Genomic DNA, 20,313 nt, shown 5'->3' on the forward strand with positions numbered 1-20,313 from the left:
CCAGGAGCACGGGACTTACGCCTCGGTCTGTCCCGTCCCCGCCAGTGCCGCGACCCGCTCCACGCCGAACGCGTATCCCTGCACGCCACAGCCCGCGATGACGCCGTCGGCACGCAGGGAGACGTAGGAGTGGTGGCGGAAGGACTCGCGCTTGTGGATGTTGGAGATGTGGACCTCGAGGACCGGCAGCCCGTCGCAGGTGTTGAGTGCGTCCAGAATCGCGACCGACGTGTGCGAGTAGGCGCCGGGGTTGATGACGATCCCGCAGTGGTTCAGCCGCGCCTCGTGGATCCAGTCGACGAGCTCGCCCTCGTGGTTGGACTGCCGGAGGTCCACGGTGCCGCCGTGCGCGGCCGCGGTCTTGGCGCACAGGGCCTCGACATCGGCGAGGGTGTCGGAACCGTAGATCTCCGGCTGGCGCTGGCCGAGCAGGTTCAGGTTGGGGCCGTTGAGGATCATGATCGGGGCGTTGGCCAGGGTGCGGGGCACGGTTCCTCCGGTCCGGTGGCGGGTGCGCGATCCGTTGAAGACCGCTGCTCAGACCCCGGTTTATCACGGTGCCCCCGGAGCGCGGACAGCCGTACCCTCCACGGATGACGACGATCTCGTACCCGTCCAAGCCCTCCCCCGGCGACCGTACAGCCGTCATCTCGCCCGGCGCCGGCCTGCCCGAGCTCTTCCCGCGCCCCTTCGAACTGGGCCTGGAGCGACTGCGCGAGGACTACGGCCTCATCCCGGTCGAGTACCCGACGACCCGCAGGATGGGCGCGACGCCGCAGGAGCGCGCCACCGACATCCACGCCGCCTTCGCCGATCCGGACATCAAGGCGGTCATCGCGTCGATCGGCGGCGACGACCAGATCACCGTGCTGCCGTACCTGGACCGGGAGTTGATTCGGGCGAACCCGAAGCCGTTCTTCGGGACGAGCGACAACACGAACCTGCTCGTGTATCTGCGCAACACGGGGATCGTCGGCTTTCACGGCGCGACCGTGATGTGCGAGCTGGGCCGCCCCGGCGCCATGAACCCGCGGACCGCGGACTCCCTGCGGGCCGCGCTGTTCACCTCGGGCGAGTACGAGCTGAGGCCCGCCGGCCGCTGGAACGACGTCAACCGTGACTGGGCGGACCCGGCGACCTTCGAAGCGGAGCCGGAGACCAGGCCCGGCAACGGCTGGACCTGGGTGAATCCCGACCGCGTGGTCGAGGGCCGGACTTGGGGCGGCTGTCTGGAGATCCTGGCCTGGCTGCTGATGGCCGACCGCGAGATCGCACACGACCTGAGCGATTACGACGGCGGCGTTCTGCTCCTGGAGACCTCCGAGGAGATGCCGAGCGGCGAGGAGGTCTTCCGGATCCTGCGCAACATGGGCGAGCGCGGCCTGCTCCGGCGCTTCTCCGCACTGCTGATGGCGCGCGCCAAGACCTGGTCCTTCGAGCAGCCCAACAGCCCGGCGCAGGCCGAGCGTTACGCGGCCGAGCAGCGTGCGGCAGTACTGCGCGCGATGCGGACGTACGCCCCCGACACCATGATCGTCTTCGACGTCGACTTCGGGCACACCGACCCCCAACTGGTCATCCCCTACGGCGGTCTCGTCCGCGTCGACGGTCCCGCCCGGCGCATCACGGTCACCTACTGACGCACTCGCACGCCCCCGTAACCCGTCGTCACCGTGGGTAGTTGACGCGGCATGCACGACGTACGCACCGTAAGGGCGCCCTCCATGCTGCGGCTCGCGGCCGCCTCGCTCGCCGGGACGGCCATCGAGTTCTACGACTTCTTCGTCTACGGGACCGCGGCGGCGCTGGTCCTGGGGCCGCTGTTCTTCCCGACGTTCTCGCCGCTGGCGGGGACGCTGGCCGCCTTCGCCACGTTCGGCGTGGGGTTCGTGGCGCGGCCGCTGGGTTCGGTGCTGTTCGGGCACATCGGGGACCGGCGCGGGCGGCGGCCGGTCCTCGTCGCCTCACTGCTGCTGACCGGCGGCGCCACGGTCGCGGTCGGTTGTGTCCCGACGTACGACTCGATCGGGGTGACCGCTCCCCTGCTGCTGCTCGTACTGCGGTTCCTGCAGGGCCTGGGGCTCGGCGGGGAATGGGGCGGAGCAGTGCTGCTGACGGCCGAGCACGCGCCGCCCGAGCGGCGGGCCCTGTGGTCGAGCTTCCCCCAGATCGGGCCCGCGGTGGGATTTTTGCTCGCCAACGGCGTGATGCTCGTCCTGTCGGCGTCGCTGACCGAGGCGCAGTTCGCCGCGTGGGGGTGGCGGGTGCCGTTCTGGGCGGCGGGGGTGCTGGCCGTGGCGGGGCTGTGGCTGCGGTCGTCGCTCACCGAGAGTCCCAGCTTCCTCGAGATCGACGACCACGCGCGTGTGCCGCTCGTCGAGGTCGTGCGCGACCACTGGCGGCTCGTCCTGCTGACGGCCGGGGCGCTCGCGGTCGGGTACGCGATCTTCTACGCCGTCACGACCTGGTCCCTCGCGTATGCGACGGAGCGGCTGGGTGTGGGCCGTACGGTCATGCTGGCCTGCATCATGGCCGCGGTCGTGGTGAAGGGATCGCTCACGCCGGTGGCGGCGTTGCTCGGCGACCGCTACGGGCGGCGGCCGCTGTGTCTGACGGGGTGCGCGGCGGCCGCCGTGTGGATGTTCCCGATGGTCGCGCTGCTCTCGACCGGCGAACCGCTGCTGATGTTCCTGGGGTTCCTGGGCGCGCTGCTCGCGTTCATCACGATGTTCGCCGTGATCGCGGCGTATCTGCCGGAGCTGTACGAGCCGAGGGTGCGCTGCACGGGCGCCGCGGTCGGCTACAACCTCGGTGGGGTGCTCGGAGGCGCGCTCACGCCGATCGTGGCGACGGCGCTCGCCGAGCGGGGCGGCCGGGTGCCGTGGGGCGTGGGGGCGTATCTGACGGGGATCGCGCTGCTGAGCCTGGGGTGCTTCGCGCTGCTGCCGGAGACGCGTCCGGTGCCGGTGGCCGCCGCGGCGGAGCCGGCCATGGATTGATCCGGGGAATCGGTCCATGGGCCGACAGGTCGGTCTACGGATTGATCGCCAGCTCCAGGTAGGCCGCGAACAGCACCAGGTGTACGCCGCCCTGGAGCGGGGTGGCCCGGCCCGGCACCACCGTCAGGGAGCTGACCACCACGGTCAGGGCGAGCAGCACCATGTGGGTGGCGCCGAGGCCCAGGACGAGCGGGCCGTCGAGCCAGATGGAGGCCAGGGCGACCGCGGGGATGGTCAGGCCGATGCTGGCCATCGCCGAGCCGAGCGCGAGGTTGAGGCTGGTCTGCACGCGGTCGCGGCGCGCGGAGCGCAGCGCGGCGATGGTCTCGGGGAGCAGCACCAGCAGAGCGATGATCACGCCGACGACGGCATGCGGCAGTCCGGCCGCGGACACCCCGGACTCGATGGTGGGCGACACTCCCTTGGCCAGGCCGACGACGCCGATCAGAGCCAGTCCCAGCAGCCCGAGGCTGGTCCGGGCGGTGCGGGAGGACGGCGCGTCGGCGTGGTCGTCGACGGTGACGACCACGCCCTGGCGGGTGATCGGGAGGAAGTAGTCGCGGTGCCGCACGGTCTGGGTCGCCACGAACAGGCCGTACAGGACCAGCGAGGAGAGCGCGGCGAAGGTCAGCTGGACGCCGGAGAACTCCGGGCCCGGCTTGCTCGTCGTGAACGTCGGCAGGACCAGGCTGAGGGTGGCCAGGGTGGCGACGGTCGCGAGGGCGGCGCCGGTGCCCTCGGGGTTGAAGACGGCGATGCCGTGGCGCAGCGAGGCGACCAGGAGGCAGATGCCGACGATGCCGTTGCAGGTGATCATCACGGCCGCGAAGACCGTGTCCCGGGCGAGAGTCGAACTTTTGCCACCGCCGTCGGCCATCAGGGTGACGATGAGGGCGACTTCGATGATGGTGACGGCGACGGCGAGGACGAGGGAGCCGAAGGGTTCGCCGACCCGGTGCGCGACCACTTCGGCGTGGTGCACGGCTGCCAGAACGGCGCCCGCGAGGACCAGGGTCACCAGGGCGACGATCACGCCCGGCAGATCGCGCCCCCAGGTGAGGGCCAGGAGGACGACGGCGAGCACCGGCACGAGGATCGTCCACTGGGTGGTGAGCGACCTGAGCCGAGTGATCATGCAGCGATCGTCGCAGAGGGGGTGGGGCCCCGCACCCTGGCGGGACGGGGCCCCGCGGGCCTCACTTGAGGTCGGTGACGTCCACCAGATCGCAGTCCGTGAAGGTCGGCGCCTTGGTGCACAACGCGGCCATCTGCTCCGCGAACTTGCCCGTCTCCGGGTCGCCGCTGTTGCGCATGGCCTCCTCGTAGGAGTCGAACTCGATCACGGCGAGGTAGCGGTTGGGATTGTTGCGGTCCCTCAGCACCATGCGGTGGGTGGGACCGTCGGTGCGGCCGGCGAACTGTTCCTCCGCCTGCCGCCCCAATGCCTGCATCTCTTCGATGCGGTCGGTCTCGTAGTCGATGATCTGCACGAACTTCATGGGTGCGTCCATGGTGCCTCCACCCGGCCGTGGCGTCTCCGGGCGGGAGACGCTCCGCACACAACGGAAGCACCGGGAGCGGTGGGCGGCAATTGGCCGCGCGGCGCTCCCGGTGCTGGTTGTTCTACGACCGACGTGGTCAGACGTCGATGCTGTCCTTCGGAGCGCCATCGCTCTGCGCCTGCGCCGCCTCGGCCGCCGCCTGCTTCTTGGAGGCGCGGAGGCTGGTGATCGTGGTGATGATCAGGACCGCGCAGATCACGCCGAGGGAGACCGGGATGGAGATCTCCGGGACGTGGACACCGGACTCGTGCAGCGCGTGCAGCACGAGCTTGACGCCGATGAAGCCGAGGATGATCGACAGGCCGTAGCTGAGGTGGACCAGCTTCTTCAGCAGGCCGCCGATGAGGAAGTACAGCTGGCGCAGACCCATCAGGGCGAACGCGTTGGCCGTGAACACGATGTACGGGTCCTGGGTCAGGCCGAAGATCGCGGGGATCGAGTCCAGGGCGAAGAGCACATCGGTGGTGCCGATCGCCAGCATGACGACCAGCATCGGGGTCATGACCCGCTTGCCGTTCTCCTCGATCCACAGCTTGGTGCCGTGGTATCGGTCGGCGACGCCGAAGCGGCGCTCGACGGCCTTGAGCAGCTTGTTCTCCTCGAACTCCTCTTCGTCCTCGTCGGCCCGGGCCTCCTGGATGAGCTTCCAGGCGGTCCAGATGAGGAAGGCGCCGAAGATGTAGAACACCCACGCGAAGCTGGCGAGGATCGCGGCACCCGCGGCGATGAAGATGGCCCTGAGCACCAGGGCTATGAGGACACCGACGAGCAGGACCCGCTGCTGGTACTGCGACGGGACCGCGAACTTCGCCATGATCAGGACGAAGACGAAGAGGTTGTCGACGCTCAGGGACTTCTCGGTGATGAAGCCCGCGAAGAACTCTCCGCCGGCCTGTCCACCGCCGAAGATGAGCAGGCCGAGCCCGAAGAGGCCGGCCAGGGCGATCCAGACGACCGTCCAGATTCCGGCTTCCTTGATGGACACGTCGTGCGGCTTGCGGCCGATGAAGAAGTCGACCGCGATGAGGGCTGCGAGGCCCACGATCGTCAGGACCCACAGGGTCACGGAAACATCCATTGCTGCGCCTCCGGCATTACGTAACGGCAAATAACCAGCGTCGTCGCGCTGCCGGAGGTCTCTTCCACCCAAGGTGGGCCGACGCCCCGGGATCGGATCCGATCCGTATTGACGGGTACGCCGCATCGACAGGGAGTACTCCCCTCCGTGAGGAAGACGGTACCCCAATCACCAAGGAAAGGTAAAGCGATTGGCAAAAGAAAGGTCAAAGCACCTGGTCAGATGACTTTACGTGTACTTGGTGCGGGCCGCCGCCACCTGCTGAAGCACCTGCTGGAGCACCTGGCTGCCCGCCGGCACGAGCGAGGGCTCGTACGTCCAGGCATGCCCCACCCACGGGTCGGCGAGATGGTCGTCGGGAACCGGCGTGAGTCGCATCAGCGAACGCCACAGCGGGTCGAGCAACGGACCGTACCCGGAGGCCTCCTCGCGGTCCGCGACCATCATCAGGTGGACGCCGACCGCCGGGCCCTCGTCGGCGAGGTAGCGCAGCTGGGTCACGGCACGGTCGTCGAAGCCGTGCGGGAAGTCGTTGACGATCAGGAGCTGCTCGGAGGTGTCGAAGCCGGGCGGGAGCGCGTCGGGCGCACCGCCCCGCACCGCCATCTGCACCAGGTCGACCCGTTGGGTGAGCCGGGCCAGGACGTCCGTCACACCCGCCGCGCCGACCGCGGGCGGAGCCGCGAGCACGCCGCTCTGCACCAGCGGCACCAGCGCCTGTCCGCCCGAGCCCGCCGGGTCGATCACGTGCACGGTGAACTCGCGCGCGGGATAGACGGCGAGCAGCCGGGCCGCGACCGCCACCGCGGTGTCCATGGCCAGGCGCTTCACTTCGTGGGAGTCGGTGTACGAGCCGTCGATCGTGCCGGCCCGCCCGCTGTCGATCCACAGTCCGCGCTCCAGCGGGAGCCTGACCAGCATCGGGATGCTCACCTGCGGGGCCTCGGGAAGGTGGAGGTCGCCCAGGCGCAGGGCCATGGGGATCTCCATCGGCACCCGGTAGCCGTGCCAGACGGGGTTGTCCCAGCGGGCGTACGCCGGCGGCAGCGCGGGTTCCACGACATCGGCCTCGGCGGCGAGCTGCGCGAGGTCCCGGTCGAGGGCCGCCTGGGCCTGGTCGACGAGCTGGGCGTGCTTGGCGCGGGCCGCCTCGCGCGCGGCGTCGCCCTGGCCCCCGATCCGGCTGCGCGGGTCGGACAGGACCTGGTCGAGCTCCTTCTCCATGCGCGACTCGGCGAAGTCGACGGCGCTGCGGTACGCGGCCATGGAGCGGGCCAGGTCCTCGAACATGCCCCACACCTGGTTGTAGAGCCGCTCGTCCATGGACCAGCCGGTCGCGTCCCCCGCGACGGGCTGCTGCGGCTGCCCGGGCTGGGCCGGGGGCGCGGTCGGCGGGGGCGGCGGCGGTGCCGTGGTCTGCCGGTGCGGGTGGCTGTAGTCGACCGGACCGCCCGCGGTGGGCGCGGACGGCTGGGTGGCCGCGGAGGGGTCCGTGGAGCCCTGCTGGGCGCCCTGCGCGCCGTAGGGAGAGGTGGGCTGGCCGGACGTCTGGGCGCCGTAGGGCGACGTCGGCGGCTGCGGTGGTACGGCGCCCTGTGGTGCCGTACCCCCCTGGTCCGGGCCGAGTGCCGGTGCGGCCGTCTGCCGGGTGCGATCGCCGTCGGCGGTGCGCGGCGGGGCCGGGACGGAGCGGGCCAGGCCCTGGGCCACGGCCTCGTTGATGCTGCCGGCGAGCGTGTGGGCCTCCGGCATGCCCTGGTCCGCCAGGAGTTCGGCGAGGCCGCCGGCGTACCCCTGGCCGACGGCGCGCACCTTCCAGGCGCCCTGACGGCGGTAGAGCTCCAGGGCGACGACGGCGGACTCGGCCTCCAGGCCGGTGATGGTGTAGCTGGCGACCTCGGCGCCGTCGAGGCCGGTGACCGCGACGAAGGGGGCGGCCAGGCCACCGAAGCGGACCGGCCCCGCCACGCCCGTCGGCAGCGCGAGCAGCACACTGATCCGGTGCACCGCCTCCGGCATGGCGCCGAGGTCCACCGCGAGGCGGTGGTCGGCGGCCGCCTGCCGGGAGACCTCCAGGCCCGGCAGGGTGGGTGCGCCCGGGTGGGCCACCCACTCCACGCCGTGGACCTTGCCGTGCTCGTCGCTCAACGCGGCTCCGGCCACGATCGGCTTGCCGGCCGAGACCCGGATCTCGAGACGGGCCTGGGAGAGCGGGTGGTTCTGCCCCCGCACCAGCTCGGCCGTCATGCCTTCGTCCCCCTGTGTCGCTGTTCGGTGTCGGGTACCGCTCGCGCGGCTTACAGGTGCGGCAGGATCGCCGGCATCAGGTCCTGGAAGGTACGGCCGTTGGCCGGAGTACCCAGGGCCGTCATCGTCCAGCCAGGGCCCGTGCGGTGCACCTTCGCCATGATCTGGGCCGTGTAGGCGCCACCGCCCGCGAGCGTGTAGCGGGCCAGCTCCTGGCCGTTGGTCTCGTCGACCAGGCGGCAGAACGCGTTCTGCACCTCCTGGAAGGTCTGGCCCGTGAAGGAGTTCACGGTGAAGACGATCTGGTCGATGTGGACCGGGATGCGCGCCAGGTCGACGAGGATCGCCTCGTCGTCGCCACCCTGGCCGACACCGCCGACGAGGTTGTCGCCGGTGTGGCGCACCGAGCCGTCGTCGCTCACCAGGTGACGGAAGAAGACGACGTCGACCGGCTGCTTGTCCGCGAACAGGACAGCGGAGGCGTCGAGGTCGATCTCCCGGGTGCGCGAGCCGAACAGGCCGCGACGGGGAGCCGCCTGCCAGCCGAGACCCATGCGCACCGAAGTCAGGCTGCCGCCATCGTTCTTCTGCAGACTGATGGCCTGACCCTTGGTCATGTTGACGGTCACGCGCTGATTCCCCTCTCGAACTGTCCCCTGTTACCGCGGGCTCCGCGGTTGACCAGAACCCTACGCAGTGGCACTGACAGTGCCGCTACCCAGGTCCGCACTTTGTGTCGGTCTTGCAACACAGCGCGTTCGCGGCGAGGGCGGGGCGCCCGTCAGGCCAGGCCGGCCTCCCTCATCTGACGCAGTTCCTTCTTCATCTCGGAGACCTCGTCGCGCAGCCGGGCCGCGATCTCGAACTGGAGGTCGGCGGCGGCGGCGCGCATGCGCTCGGTCATCTCCTCGATCTGCCCCGCGAGCTCGGCCGCGGGCCGGTCGGTGGGCACGGTCTCCTTGGCCTTGCCCTTGGCGCCCTTGGCCGCCTTGCCACCGAGAGAGGGCACGGGGGCCTTGGCGGCCTTGCCGTCCTTCTGCTTGCGGTACCCGGAGCCGAGCAGCTGCTCGGTGTCGATGTCCTCGCGGGCGATCTGCGCCACGATGTCGTTGATCTTCTTGCGGAGCGGCTGGGGGTCGATGCCGTGCGCCGTGTTGTACGCGACCTGCTTCTCCCGGCGCCGGTTGGTCTCGTCGATGGCCTTCGCCATCGCCGGGGTGATCTTGTCGGCGTACATGTGGACCTGACCGGAGACGTTGCGCGCCGCGCGGCCGATGGTCTGGATCAGGGAGGTGCCGGAGCGCAGGAAGCCCTCCTTGTCGGCGTCGAGGATGGCCACCAGGGACACCTCGGGCAGGTCGAGGCCCTCGCGCAGGAGGTTGATGCCGACCAGGACGTCGTACTCGCCGGAGCGCAGCTCCCGCAGCAGTTCGACGCGGCGCAGGGTGTCGACGTCGCTGTGCAGATAGCGGACCTGGATGCCGAGCTCCAGGAAGTAGTCGGTGAGGTCCTCGGACATCTTCTTGGTGAGTGTGGTGACCAGGACACGCTCGTCCTTCTCGGTGCGCTTGCGAATCTCGTGCACCAGGTCGTCGATCTGGCCCTCGGTGGGCTTGACCACGACCTCCGGGTCGATGAGGCCCGTCGGGCGGATGATCTGCTCGACGACGCCGTCCCCACGGGAGAGCTCGTAGTTGCCCGGTGTCGCGGACAGGTAGACGGTCTGTCCGATCCGCTCCTGGAACTCCTCCCACTTCAGGGGGCGGTTGTCGAGGGCGGAGGGCAGCCGGAAGCCGTGGTCGACAAGGGTGCGCTTGCGGGAGGCGTCGCCCTCGTACATGGCGCCGATCTGCGGGACCGTGACATGCGACTCGTCGATGACGAGCAGGAAGTCGTCCGGGAAGTAGTCCAGCAAGGTGTTCGGCGGGGAGCCGGGCTCTCGGCCGTCGAAGTGCATCGAGTAGTTCTCGACGCCCGAGCAGGAGCCGATCTGGCGGAGCATCTCGAGGTCGTACGTCGTTCGCATGCGCAGACGCTGGGCCTCCAGGAGCTTGCCCTGCTTCTCCAGCTCGGAGAGGCGCTCGCCCAGTTCCTTCTCGATGTCGTTGGCCGCCCGTTCCAGGCGCTCGGGGCCGGCGACGTAGTGGGAGGCCGGGAAGACGTACAGCTGCTGGTCGTCGCTGATGATCTCGCCGGTGAGCGGGTGGAGGGTGGACAGGGCCTCGATCTCGTCGCCGAACATCTCGATGCGGACGGCGAGTTCCTCGTAGACCGGGAAGATCTCGATGGTGTCGCCGCGGACGCGGAAGGTGCCGCGGCTGAAGGCCAGGTCGTTGCGCGTGTACTGGATGTCCACGAAGCGGCGCAGCAGCTGGTCGCGGTCGATCTCGTCGCCGACCCTGAGGGGGACCATGCGGTCCACGTACTCCTGCGGGGTGCCGAGGCCGTAGATGCAGGAGACCGAGGCGACCACGATGACGTCACGGCGGGTGAGCAGCGAGTTGGTCGCGGAGTGGCGCAGGCGCTCGACCTCCTCGTTGATCGAGGAGTCCTTCTCGATGTAGGTGTCCGACTGCGGGACGTAGGCCTCGGGCTGGTAGTAGTCGTAGTACGAGACGAAGTACTCGACCGCGTTGTTCGGCAACAGCTCCCGGAACTCGTTCGCCAGCTGGGCGGCCAGGGTCTTGTTCGGGGCCATCACCAGGGTGGGCCGCTGGAGCTTCTCGATCATCCACGCGGTGGTGGCGGACTTGCCGGTGCCGGTCGCACCGAGGAGGACGACGTCCTTCTCACCGGCCTCGATGCGCTTGGCCAGGTCGGCGATGGCCGCCGGCTGGTCGCCGCTGGGCTGGTAGGGACTGACGACCTCGAAGGGCGCCACCGTGCGTTCGATCTGGGAAACGGGCCGCATGGAGTCCACCGTACGACCCCCCACTGACAACGCGGTCCGATCACCGGTTCTGCGGGGTGCGGGAGCTGCGGTGGCCGACGCCTCGGCGGGGGCGGATCGAGGTGCGGCGCGGGGTGTGCGGGGCGTCGGCGTGGGCCGGGATGCCGGGCTTGTTCTCGGCGGGGGTCCACTCGGGCTTGCCCATGACCATCAACGGGTCGAACATCACGACCACACCGGCGATCAGCAGAAAGGCCAGGGGGCCGACCATCATGGGCGCGAGCAGCTCGGCAGGCGAGTCGCCCGAGGAGGGGGCGCCGCTGGCGCCGTGCAGGTGGACGCTGAGGGCTGCCATGCCGGTGTAGTGCATACCGCTGACGGCGAGCCCCATGACGAGACTGGCGCCGACGCTCCACAGGAAGCCTCTGACCTGGCCGGCCGCCCACAGGGCCGCGGTGGCGGCGCACATGGCTATGACGACGGAGGCGGCCACGGTGAGCGTGTTGTACTCCAGCTTTCCGTTGAACCGCATTCCGGCCATGCCGAGATAGTGCATGGAGGCGACGCCGAGGCCGGTGATGGTGCCGCCGGTGAACAGGGCCGTTCCGCTCGCGCCCTTGTAGCCGACTATGAAGATCCCGACGCCCACCATGACTATGGCGACGCCCAGGCTCGCAAAGGTCGTCGGCTTGTCGTAGTGGATCGGCGCGCCCTTGACCGTGAAGCCCATCATGGCGACGAAGTGCATGGTCCAGATGCCGGAACCGATGGCCGCGGATCCGAGGGCGAGCCAGCCGGGTCTCCAGGAGTTCGAGACCAGCATGGACCGGGTGGTGCAGCGCAGGCCGAGGGCACCTCCCAGGCAAGCCATGAGGTAGGCCACCAGCGGTGTGACGAGTCCGTAGCTGAATCCGTCGACCGTGCCTTGCATGCGCGGCTGTCCTTCCCGCCCTCTTGCGTCCAGGAATGTGCTGAAATACGCCCCCTCCCGGGACCGCCCGAGCGGTCAGGGTTGAGGCAGAGAGTATGACTCCCACCGGAATGGTCGAACGATTTTCCGGCAAAGAAACACGCCCTTGCCGCAGTTGTGCGGCACCAGTGAGCGGAGTTGGGCAACCCCATTCAATCTGTGGTCATTCTGTACCCCCCTGCTGTTGACCCACTGCTGTCACAGTTGAGCTGTCCGTGATCGCTCGACGCAAGGAGTCAGCATGCACGCGCGCGCAGTTGCCGCCACGACCTCCGCGCTCCTGGGGGCTGCCACGCTCCTGCTCCCCGCCTCCGACGTCCGCGCCGTCGAGGTCGGCGAACCGCCGACGGTCATCGCCCACCGGGGCGCGTCCGCCTACGCCCCCGAGAACACCCTGGCCGCCGTCGACAAGGCGGCCGAGCTGGGCATCCGCTGGGTCGAGAACGACGTCCAGCGCACCCGGGACGGCGAGCTCGTCGTCCTCCACGACGACAACCTGCGGCGCACCACCGACGTCGAGGAGGTCTTCCCCGACCGGGCGCCCTGGAAGGTGAAGGACTTCACGGCGGCCGAGATCGCGCGTCTCGACGCGGGAAGCTGGTTCGGCCCCGCGTACGCGGGCGCGCGCGTGCCGACCCTGGAGCAGTACGTGCGCCGCGTCGACCGCAACGACCAGAAGCTGCTGCTGGAGATCAAGAACCCCGAGCTGTACCCGGGCATCGAGCAGCAGACCCTCAAGGTCCTCGCCAACGAGAGCTGGCTCGACCGGCAGCACCGGTCCAGGCTGATCGTGCAGAGCTTCAGCGCGGACGCCGTGCGGACCGTCCACACGCTGAAGCCCGACGTCAAGACCGGCCTGCTGGGCACGCCGAACGTGGCGGACCTGACCGTCTACGCGCAGTTCACCGACCAGATCAACCCGTCGCACAGCACCATCTCCACCGGGTACGTCTCCGCCGTACAGGCGTTCACCGGGGCGCACGGCAAGCCGCTGGAGGTCTTCGCCTGGACCGTCAACGACGCCGCGACCGCGAGGCGGGTCGCGAGGTACGGCGTCGACGGCATCATCACCAACACGCCGGACGTGGTGCGGGACGCGGTGGGGGCGCCCTGAGAGCCGCCCCGCCCGGGGAGCCGCCGTGCTCCGGCCGCACCCCGGGCGTTGTCAGTGGCGGGTCGTACGGTGGGTCGCATGAACAGCCATGGGCAGTACGAGCAGCAGGTCGTGTGGGCTGTGGTGGGCACCGACATCGGGCCGCTGCTGCTGGCCGCGAGCCGTGAGGGTCTGGTCAACGTCGTGTTCCACGCCACCGAGGCGGTGCGCGACCACGCGCTCGGCCGGCTGGCGTCCCGGCTGGGCACCGAGCCCGTGGAAGCGCCCGGCTCCCCGCTGCTGGCCGAGGCGATACGCCAGGTGGAGGCGTACTTCGCGGGCGCGCGGCACGACTTCGAGCTACCGCTGGACTGGTCGCTGATCTCCGGCTTCAACCGTGAGGTGCTGCGCGAGCTGGCGTCCGGGGTGCCGTTCGGCAGCGTCGTGGGATACGGCGACCTGGCCGGACGGGTCGGCCAGCCGGGGGCGGCCCAGGCCGTGGGGGCGGCGATGGGCGCCAACCCGCTGCCGGTGGTCGTGCCCTGTCACCGGGTCGTCGCGAGCGACGGCGGCATCGGCGGGTTCGGGGGCGGTGTGGAGACCAAGCGGAAGCTGCTCGCCCTGGAGGGGGTGCTTCCGGAACCGTTGTTCTGAGGGTCTGAAAGCGGGCCGGATCCGTCCCCGCGCGAAGGCTGGCCGGAAAGCTGCGGCGGTAGCAGACTCCGCCATGCGCACAGCCACTGGCATCCGAAGACTTCGGAGCCGAAGGGACGGCGATCACGCATGAGCGCAACCGGAAACAGGGCAGTCGCGTATCTCAAGCCGGGCGCGGTGGAGGTCAGGACCATCGACTACCCGACGCTCGAGCTCCAGGACGGGCCGGGGGTCGCAGTCGCCAATGTCGGCCGCAAGTGCCGGCACGGTGTGATCCTCAAGGTGCTCGCCAGCAACATCTGCGGCAGCGACCAGCACATGGTGCGCGGGCGAACGACCGCGCCCGAGGGGCTGGTCCTCGGACACGAGATCACCGGAGAGGTCGTCGAACGGGGACCGGACGTCGAGACCCTCGACGTGGGCGACATCGTCTCCGTACCGTTCAACATCGCCTGCGGGCGATGCCGCAACTGCAAGGAACGCAAGACCGGCATCTGTCTGAACGTCAACCCGGCACGGCCCGGGGCGGCCTACGGATATGTCGACATGGGCGGATGGGTCGGCGGTCAGGCCGAGTACGCCATGGTGCCGTACGCGGACTTCAACCTGCTGAAGTTCCCGGACCGGGACCAGGCCCGCGAGAAGCTGCTCGACCTGACCATGCTGTCGGACATCTTCCCGACCGGCTTCCACGGCGTGGTGAGCTCGGGAGCCGGTGTCGGTTCGACGGTGTACGTCGCGGGAGCGGGGCCGGTGGGCCTGGCGGCGGCCGCGTCCGCGCAGCTGCTGGGCGCCGCGGTCGTCATCGTCGGCGACCTCAACGCCGAGCGGCTCGCCCAGGCGCGGAGCTTCGGCTGCGAGACCGTCGACGTCTCGCGGGGCAGCGTGGGCGAGCAGATCGCGCAGATCCTCGGGGAACCCGAGGTGGACGCCGCGGTCGACGCGGTCGGCTTCGAGGCACGGGCCCACGGCCCGCAGGCCCCGGAGGCGCCCGCGACGGTCCTCAACTCGCTCATGGGCATCACGCGCGCGGGCGGCGCTCTGGGCATTCCCGGTCTCTATGTCACGGACGACCCGGGCGGGGTCGACGCGGACGCGAAGTCCGGGACGCTGAAGGTGCGGCTCGGGCTCGGCTGGGCCAAGAGTCACCGCTTCACCACCGGTCAGTGCCCGGTGATGCAGTACCACCGGAACCTGATGCGGGCGATCCTGCACGAGCGCGTGCACATCGCCAAGGCGGTCAACGCGACCGTGATCGGCATCGAGGACGCACCACGCGGCTACGCCGAGTTCGACCAGGGCGCAAGCCGCAAATACGTGCTCGACCCGCATGGGGCGCTGGACGGCGTACGGCCGGTCTGACACCTCTGGAGGGGGCCACAACCCGTGTGGCCCCCTCGCCGCGCCCCGCTACTCGTAGTGGCGGGCCTCGAAGACGTTCCCGTCGGGGTCGCGGAAGTAGAAGCTGCGGCGGGCCGTGCCACGGGCTCCGAAGGAGTCGTAGGAGAAGTCCGAGACGGGGACCGCCTGCTCCTCCAGGCGGACGCGGAGTGCCTGGAAGTCGTCGCCGGGCAGGGCCAGGCAGACATGGTTGACGGGATGTCCCGAGCTCTCGGTGGCGCCGGGGAGCATCGTCATGCGGTGCGTCATGGTGAGCGGCATCAGGTCGAAGATGGTCTCGTCATTGAGTCGTACGGAGGGGAAGGACACCGCTCCCGCGGCGTAGTCGGTGATCCTCAGGGGCGCCATGCCGACTGCCTTCTCGTAGAAGTCGGCCGATGCCACCGGGTCGCGCACCCAGAGGACGACATGGTCGAGACGTGTGGCGTTGTCCGTCATGTCCCCAGGCTGATGTCGTCCCCCACAGCCCGCAAGGGTTTGGCCGGGTGTGCTGCCCGCCAGAGATCAGGGAGGACCCATCGACAGGAGGCAGGCGCGTGGTGCTGGTGTTGTCGGAGGAAGTGCGCGAGGCGGTCGACGCGCGTCGACCCGTGGTGGCCCTGGAGTCCACGATCATCGCCCACGGGTTGCCGCGGCCGCGGAACCTGCAGGTGGCGCTGGAGCTGGAGGACGTCGTACGGCAGGAGGGTGCCGTTCCCGCGACGATCGCGGTGCTGGACGGGCGACCCCATGTCGGCCTGGACAAGCAGCAGTTGGAGCGGGTCGCCAACGAGGACGGGATCCGCAAGCTGGGCCATCGTGACCTGCCGCTCGCGGTGGCCGCCGGGGCGAGCGGGGCGACCACGGTGTCGGCGACGGCACAGCTGGCGGCGCTGGCGGGTGTGCGGGTGTTCGCGACCGGTGGGCTCGGTGGGGTGCACCGGGAGTGGACGGTGACGCAGGACGAGTCGGCGGACCTGGGGCTGCTGGCGCGCACCCGGATCACGGTCGTCTGCGCGGGCGTGAAGTCGATCCTCGACGTGCCGGCGACCCTGCAGCGGCTGGAGACACTGGGCGTCGCGGTGGCCGGGTACGGCACGGACCGCTTCCCCGGCTTCTACCTGTCCGATTCGGGGCATCCGGTGGACTGGACGCTGGACTCCCCGCAGCAGGTCGCGGACGTGATGCGGGCCCAGGACACCCTGGACGGACCCGGGTCGGCGCTGATCGTCGCCAACCCGGTCCCCGAGGCCGAGCAGTTGGACCCGGAGCTCCACGCGCGCGTGCTCGCGGACGCGTTGCGGGCCGCCGAGGAGGCGGGGGCCACCGGTCAGGGGGTCACGCCGTTCCTCCTCTCCTACCTCGTACGGCACACCGACGGCGCCTCCCTGAGCGCCAATCTGGCGGCGGTGCGGGGCAACGTCCGACTGGCGGGGCGGATCGCGGCGGCCTGGGCCGGGGCGTGACGGCCGCAGCCGACGGTTCCGGGGCCGAACCGGCTCCGGGTGGTGCGCTGTTGGTCGTCGGTGACGTCGTCACCGACATCGTGGCCCGGCACCGGGGGCCACTCGCGCCGAGCACCGACACGGCTGCGGCGATCCGGACGCTGCCGGGCGGGGCGGGGGCCAACGTGGCCTGCTGGGCGGCCGGTCGGGGCGGCGTCGAGGTACGGCTGCTCGGGCGGGTGGGGGCGGACGCGGCCGCGTGGCACGAGCGGGAGCTGGTGGCCTGCGGGGTACGGCCCCGTCTTGTCGTCGACGCGCAGGCGCCGACGGGGACGGTGATCTGCCTCGTCGACACGGGCGCCGCGGCCGAGCGGACGTTCCTCACGGACAGTGGCGCGGCCCTGCGGTTCGATCCGGACGACTGGTCGGACGCGCTGCTCGACGGGGTGGCCCGCCTGCATCTGTCGGGCTATCTGCTGTTCTCGGAGCCGAGCCGCGCGCTGGTGGAAGTGGCCCTGTCCGCCGCACGCGCGCGTGGTGTGCCGGTGAGCCTGGATCCGGCGTCGACGGGGTTCCTCGTGGAACTCGGTGTCGACCGTTTCCTGACGCTGGTGGAGGGGATCGACGTCCTGCTGCCCAGCCGTGACGAGGCGTGTCTGCTGACGGGGCTGCCCGACCCGGCGGACGCGGCGGCCAAGCTGAGCCACCACGTCCCGCTGGTGGTCGCCAAACAGGGGGCGGACGGTGCGCTGCTGGCCCGCTCGGGCACGGTGCTCGCCCAGGTCCCGGCCGTACCGGCGACGCCCAGGGACACCACGGGCGCGGGCGACGCGTTCACGGGCGCGTTCCTCGCCGCTCTCCTCACGGGTGCCGAGCCCGAGGAGGCGGCGCGGGAGGGATGCCGGGCGGGGGCGATGGCGGTCGAGCGGGTGGGCGGCAGACCGCCGGCCGTGACCGGCTGACGTTCGGCCACCGGGGCGGCGGTTCGTGGGGAGCGGACCGCCGATCCCCTCGGGGTGCCGGGCGGTGCCCCGTGGTGGACGGGCGCCGTGGACAGCTCCGCACCGGCTCCCGGACCCGAGCGGCGCCGCCCCACTGCCCGTCACCCGCCCCTGTCGGCGCCCGGCCCGCCACCTGCCTGTCGCCGGCCGTTCCCGACCTCCGTCGGCCAAAGGCACCCCGGCTCCCGGCCCTTCCCGCACGCCGATGCCCGCCCTACGCCTTGCGCCCCCACGCCGAGATCATCGGCGCCGTGGCCAGGTCCATGCCGCCCGCCGCGACGTTCGCCAGGTGCTGGTCGATGTCGTCGTCCGTGGCGAGGCCCGCGGTGACGAGTTGGCCGCGGATCTGGCGGATCGTGGCGGACTCCAGGGCCGCGCAGGCGGGTGAGCTGAGCGGGAAGTACGCGTCGGCCTCCACGCGGTGCAGGCCCGCCTCGCGGAGCAGGCGCGGCAGGCGGCGGCCGTAGGAGAGGTCGGCGCCGCGGTCGGCGAGCAGCCGGCGGAAGCCCTGGCGCAGACGGTTCGCCAACTGCTCGGCGGGGCCGTGGTCGTCGGGGCAGGTCAGGGGCTGGAGGGCGGGGTCGGCGTCCTCGATCAGGAGGCGGCCGCCGGGGCGCAGGGACCCGGCCATGGACCGCAACGCCCGTTCCCGGTCGGGCACATGGACGAGGACGAGGCGGGCGTGGACGAGGTCGAAGCCCTCCCCCGGCGCCTCCTCCGCGCCCACGTCGTGGACCCGGACCTCGACCGGCGGGCGGGCGGCCGGGGCGAGCCGCGAGGTGTCGATGTCGGTCGCGACGACCCGTCCGGTCGGGCCGACCTTCTTGGCCAGCCAGGACACCACGGACGTGCCGCCGGCGCCGACCTCCCAGCAGCGCCAGCCGGGTCCGATGCCGAACGACTCGAGGTGCCGGAACGTCGTGGGGTCGAAGAGGGCGGCGAAGGCGTCGAAGCGCTCTGCGGCCTCCGTCTGTTGGTTGTCGAGGAGATACCCGTCGGTTCGCGTCATGTCGCGATCATCCCATTTGCCTGTCTTGTCCATACGGGTCGACGCTCCGGCGCCCCGACGCCACCGTACGACGGCGCCCGCCGGAACCAACGGCAGTCACCCCGCCGTCACAGCGGCCGAAGCCCGTCGTCCACAGGCGGGAACAAAGCGGAACATCCTGTTCCCACAGGCTTGCACGCCTTTTACCCCGAACTGGCAGACTGGCCGGCCAGGGCGCAGAGATGCGGTGAGCGGGGATCCACCCAAGGAGATCCAGATGTCCATGGCAGGGAATCTGCGGAAGGTCACGAGCCTCAGCAGGGTCGGCGGCCTCCGCAAGGTGGCGCGGTTGGCGCGGCGGCGCCGGCGCGTCGACCTGAGCCACCCGGCCCGATCCCCCCTGGGTTCCTCCGTGGTGAACTGCGTGACGTACCGGGACGGCGGACGCGTCCTGGGCGGCAGCGATCTGGTCGACGCCGTGGAGCGGGTGCGCAAGCACGGCGACGGTTTCGTCTGGCTCGGTCTCCATGAACCGACGGACCAGGAGTTCGCGGGCATCGCGGAACTCTTCGAGCTCCATCCGCTGGCGGTGGAGGACGCGATCGAGGCACATCAGCGGCCGAAGCTGGAGCGGTACGACGACGTGCTGTTCGCGGTGTTCAAGACGGTCTGCTACGTCGAGCACGAGGAGCTCACGGCGACGAGCGAGGTGGTGAACACCGGCGAGATCATGGTGTTCGTCGGCGAGGACTTCGTGATCACGGTCCGGCACGGCATGCACGGCTCACTGGGTCCGCTGCGCGAGGAGCTGGAGACCGACCCGCAGCAGCTCGCCAAGGGCCCCGCCGCGGTGCTGCACGCGGTCGCGGACCATGTGGTCGACGACTATCTGCACGTCACCGACCTGGTGCAGGCCGACCTCGACCAGGTCGAGTCGGACGTCTTCTCCGAGAACGGCGCACGGCTGGACCCGGGGCGTATCTACCAGCTCAAGCGCGAACTCCTGGAGCTGAAGCGGGCCGTGGTCCCGCTGACCCGGCCCATCGAGGAGCTCTCCACCCGGCCGATACGGGCGATCGCCCCGGAGATACAGGCCTACTTCCGCGACGTGTCCGACCATCTGCTGCGCGCCAAGGAGCAGATCGCCGCCTTCGACGAACTGCTCAACTCGATCCTGCAGGCACACCTCGCGCAGGTCTCGGTCGCACAGAACGAGGACATGCGGAAGATCACGGCCTGGGCCGCGATCGTCGCCGTGCCGACGATGGTCTGCGGGGTGTACGGCATGAACTTCGAGCACATGCCGGAACTGCGCTGGATGTTCGGCTACCCCCTGGTCCTCAGCGTGATAGCCGTCGCGTGTCTGACGCTGTACCGCGGCTTCCGACGCAGCGGCTGGCTCTGAACCCCGAGGAGGAACCGGGGGTGGACGGGGTGGACTCCACCCGTCGGAGGCGGGCGGACTCACCCACCCCCGACCGCGCCCACCCCCGACCGCGCCTCGCGGATCAGCGCATCGAGCTCTTCGCGTAGACGCTCTCCGCCCAGGTGTGGATCTGGTCCTCCGTCAGGTGCTGGGCCAGGTCGGCCTCGCTGATCATGCCGACCAGGCGCTTGTTCTCGATGACGGGGAGCCGGCGGATCTGGTGGTCCTGCATCTCGCGGAGCACATCGCCGACGTCGGCGCCCGCCTCGATCCAGCGCGGGGTGCCCTGGGCCATCTCACCGGCCGTGACCTTGGCGGGGTCGTGTCCCATGGCCACACAGCCGATGACGATGTCGCGATCGGTGAGGATGCCGCAGAGCCGTTCGTTCTCGTCACTGATGGGCAGGGCTCCGACATTGAGCTCGCGCATCAGCTGGGCGGCGCGGTCCAGGGTCTCGTGGGCGGGGATCCACTGGGCGCCGCGGTGCATGATGTCTCCGGCGGTGGTCATGAAGTACCTCCCGGTGCCGGACGGCCGGCGCGGCGCGGGGCGCGCCGCTGGTCCCGGCGCCCTACATTC

General features: G+C 70.5%; 19 protein-coding genes. 8 read left to right on the forward strand and 11 right to left on the reverse strand.

All coding sequences use genetic code 11. The features are described 5' to 3' along the window. Positions 1-15 precede the first annotated feature (15 nt). A complete protein-coding gene (gene aroQ, locus ACWD3I_RS18400; protein ID WP_365394607.1) occupies positions 16-489 on the reverse strand; it encodes a type II 3-dehydroquinate dehydratase in 474 nt (157 codons plus the stop codon). 104 nt (positions 490-593) lie between these two features. Here aroQ and ACWD3I_RS18405 point away from each other — a divergent pair, with 104 nt between their 5' ends. Together ACWD3I_RS18405 and ACWD3I_RS18410 are read left to right on the forward strand one after the other, a co-directional pair. Beyond that, complete coding sequence (locus ACWD3I_RS18405) at positions 594-1,640, forward strand: S66 family peptidase (protein ID WP_365394606.1); 1,047 nt, start codon at positions 594-596, stop codon at positions 1,638-1,640. Positions 1,641-1,691: 51 nt separating this feature from the next. Continuing rightward, the gene (locus ACWD3I_RS18410; RefSeq protein ID WP_365394605.1) at positions 1,692-2,999 is read left to right on the forward strand and encodes an MFS transporter; all 1,308 of its coding nucleotides are present in this window, start codon (positions 1,692-1,694) and stop codon (positions 2,997-2,999) included. A gap of 34 nt (positions 3,000-3,033) precedes the next feature. Here the strand turns inward: ACWD3I_RS18410 and ACWD3I_RS18415 are convergent, their stop codons facing one another. From ACWD3I_RS18415 to ACWD3I_RS18445, 7 genes are all read right to left on the reverse strand, one after another. Continuing rightward, entirely contained in the window at positions 3,034-4,134 is a 1,101-nt protein-coding gene (locus ACWD3I_RS18415) for a calcium:proton antiporter (protein ID WP_365394604.1), read from the reverse strand. Positions 4,135-4,195: 61 nt separating this feature from the next. Continuing rightward, a complete protein-coding gene (locus ACWD3I_RS18420) occupies positions 4,196-4,510 on the reverse strand; it encodes a hypothetical protein (protein ID WP_365394603.1) in 315 nt (104 codons plus the stop codon). 127 nt (positions 4,511-4,637) lie between these two features. Continuing rightward, positions 4,638-5,639, reverse strand: a complete 1,002-nt coding sequence (locus ACWD3I_RS18425; protein ID WP_365394602.1) for a TerC/Alx family metal homeostasis membrane protein — start codon at positions 5,637-5,639, stop codon at positions 4,638-4,640. A 228-nt stretch (positions 5,640-5,867) separates the two neighbouring features. Further along, positions 5,868-7,886: a TerD family protein gene (locus ACWD3I_RS18430; RefSeq protein ID WP_365394601.1), complete on the reverse strand. Its 2,019-nt coding sequence runs from the start codon at positions 7,884-7,886 to the stop codon at positions 5,868-5,870. Between the two features lie 50 nt (positions 7,887-7,936). Then, a complete protein-coding gene (locus ACWD3I_RS18435; RefSeq protein WP_046263565.1) occupies positions 7,937-8,515 on the reverse strand; it encodes a TerD family protein in 579 nt (192 codons plus the stop codon). A 152-nt stretch (positions 8,516-8,667) separates the two neighbouring features. Beyond that, the gene (gene uvrB, locus ACWD3I_RS18440; RefSeq protein WP_365394600.1) at positions 8,668-10,797 is read right to left on the reverse strand and encodes an excinuclease ABC subunit UvrB; all 2,130 of its coding nucleotides are present in this window, start codon (positions 10,795-10,797) and stop codon (positions 8,668-8,670) included. A gap of 40 nt (positions 10,798-10,837) precedes the next feature. Then, entirely contained in the window at positions 10,838-11,707 is an 870-nt protein-coding gene (locus ACWD3I_RS18445) for an MHYT domain-containing protein (RefSeq protein ID WP_365394599.1), read from the reverse strand. 280 nt (positions 11,708-11,987) lie between these two features. Here ACWD3I_RS18445 and ACWD3I_RS18450 point away from each other — a divergent pair, with 280 nt between their 5' ends. From ACWD3I_RS18450 to fdhA, 3 genes are all read left to right on the forward strand, one after another. Then, positions 11,988-12,860, forward strand: a complete 873-nt coding sequence (locus ACWD3I_RS18450; RefSeq protein WP_365394598.1) for a glycerophosphodiester phosphodiesterase — start codon at positions 11,988-11,990, stop codon at positions 12,858-12,860. Positions 12,861-12,938: 78 nt separating this feature from the next. After that, entirely contained in the window at positions 12,939-13,493 is a 555-nt protein-coding gene (locus tag ACWD3I_RS18455; RefSeq protein ID WP_365394597.1) for a methylated-DNA--[protein]-cysteine S-methyltransferase, read from the forward strand. A gap of 129 nt (positions 13,494-13,622) precedes the next feature. Next, positions 13,623-14,855 (forward strand): formaldehyde dehydrogenase, glutathione-independent, encoded by a 1,233-nt coding sequence (fdhA, locus tag ACWD3I_RS18460; RefSeq protein WP_365394596.1) that lies wholly within the window; start codon positions 13,623-13,625, stop codon positions 14,853-14,855. A 48-nt stretch (positions 14,856-14,903) separates the two neighbouring features. On the opposite strand, the gene ACWD3I_RS18465 is transcribed toward fdhA, so the two are convergent. Further along, positions 14,904-15,332 carry a VOC family protein gene (locus ACWD3I_RS18465; protein ID WP_365394595.1) on the reverse strand — a complete coding sequence of 143 codons (429 nt, stop codon included), beginning with the start codon at positions 15,330-15,332 and terminating at the stop codon, positions 14,904-14,906. Between the two features lie 98 nt (positions 15,333-15,430). Here ACWD3I_RS18465 and ACWD3I_RS18470 point away from each other — a divergent pair, with 98 nt between their 5' ends. Both ACWD3I_RS18470 and ACWD3I_RS18475 read left to right on the forward strand, forming a co-directional pair. After that, positions 15,431-16,339 carry a pseudouridine-5'-phosphate glycosidase gene (locus ACWD3I_RS18470; RefSeq protein WP_365394594.1) on the forward strand — a complete coding sequence of 303 codons (909 nt, stop codon included), beginning with the start codon at positions 15,431-15,433 and terminating at the stop codon, positions 16,337-16,339. Next, positions 16,336-17,280, forward strand: a complete 945-nt coding sequence (locus ACWD3I_RS18475) for a carbohydrate kinase family protein (protein WP_365394593.1) — start codon at positions 16,336-16,338, stop codon at positions 17,278-17,280. Before ACWD3I_RS18470 ends, ACWD3I_RS18475 begins: the two co-directional genes overlap by 4 nt. Before the next feature lie 253 nt (positions 17,281-17,533). Here ACWD3I_RS18475 and ACWD3I_RS18480 read toward each other — a convergent pair whose 3' ends face one another. Then, positions 17,534-18,328, reverse strand: coding sequence for a methyltransferase domain-containing protein (locus ACWD3I_RS18480; RefSeq protein WP_365394592.1), 795 nt, complete (start codon positions 18,326-18,328; stop codon positions 17,534-17,536). Positions 18,329-18,584: 256 nt separating this feature from the next. Here ACWD3I_RS18480 and corA point away from each other — a divergent pair, with 256 nt between their 5' ends. Continuing rightward, the gene (gene corA, locus ACWD3I_RS18485; protein WP_365394591.1) at positions 18,585-19,712 is read left to right on the forward strand and encodes a magnesium/cobalt transporter CorA; all 1,128 of its coding nucleotides are present in this window, start codon (positions 18,585-18,587) and stop codon (positions 19,710-19,712) included. A gap of 103 nt (positions 19,713-19,815) precedes the next feature. On the opposite strand, the gene ACWD3I_RS18490 is transcribed toward corA, so the two are convergent. Further along, positions 19,816-20,244, reverse strand: a complete 429-nt coding sequence (locus ACWD3I_RS18490) for a CBS domain-containing protein (RefSeq protein WP_365394590.1) — start codon at positions 20,242-20,244, stop codon at positions 19,816-19,818. Positions 20,245-20,313: the final 69 nt, after the last annotated feature.

The sequence above is a fragment of the Streptomyces sp. NPDC002817 genome (assembly GCF_053592055.1).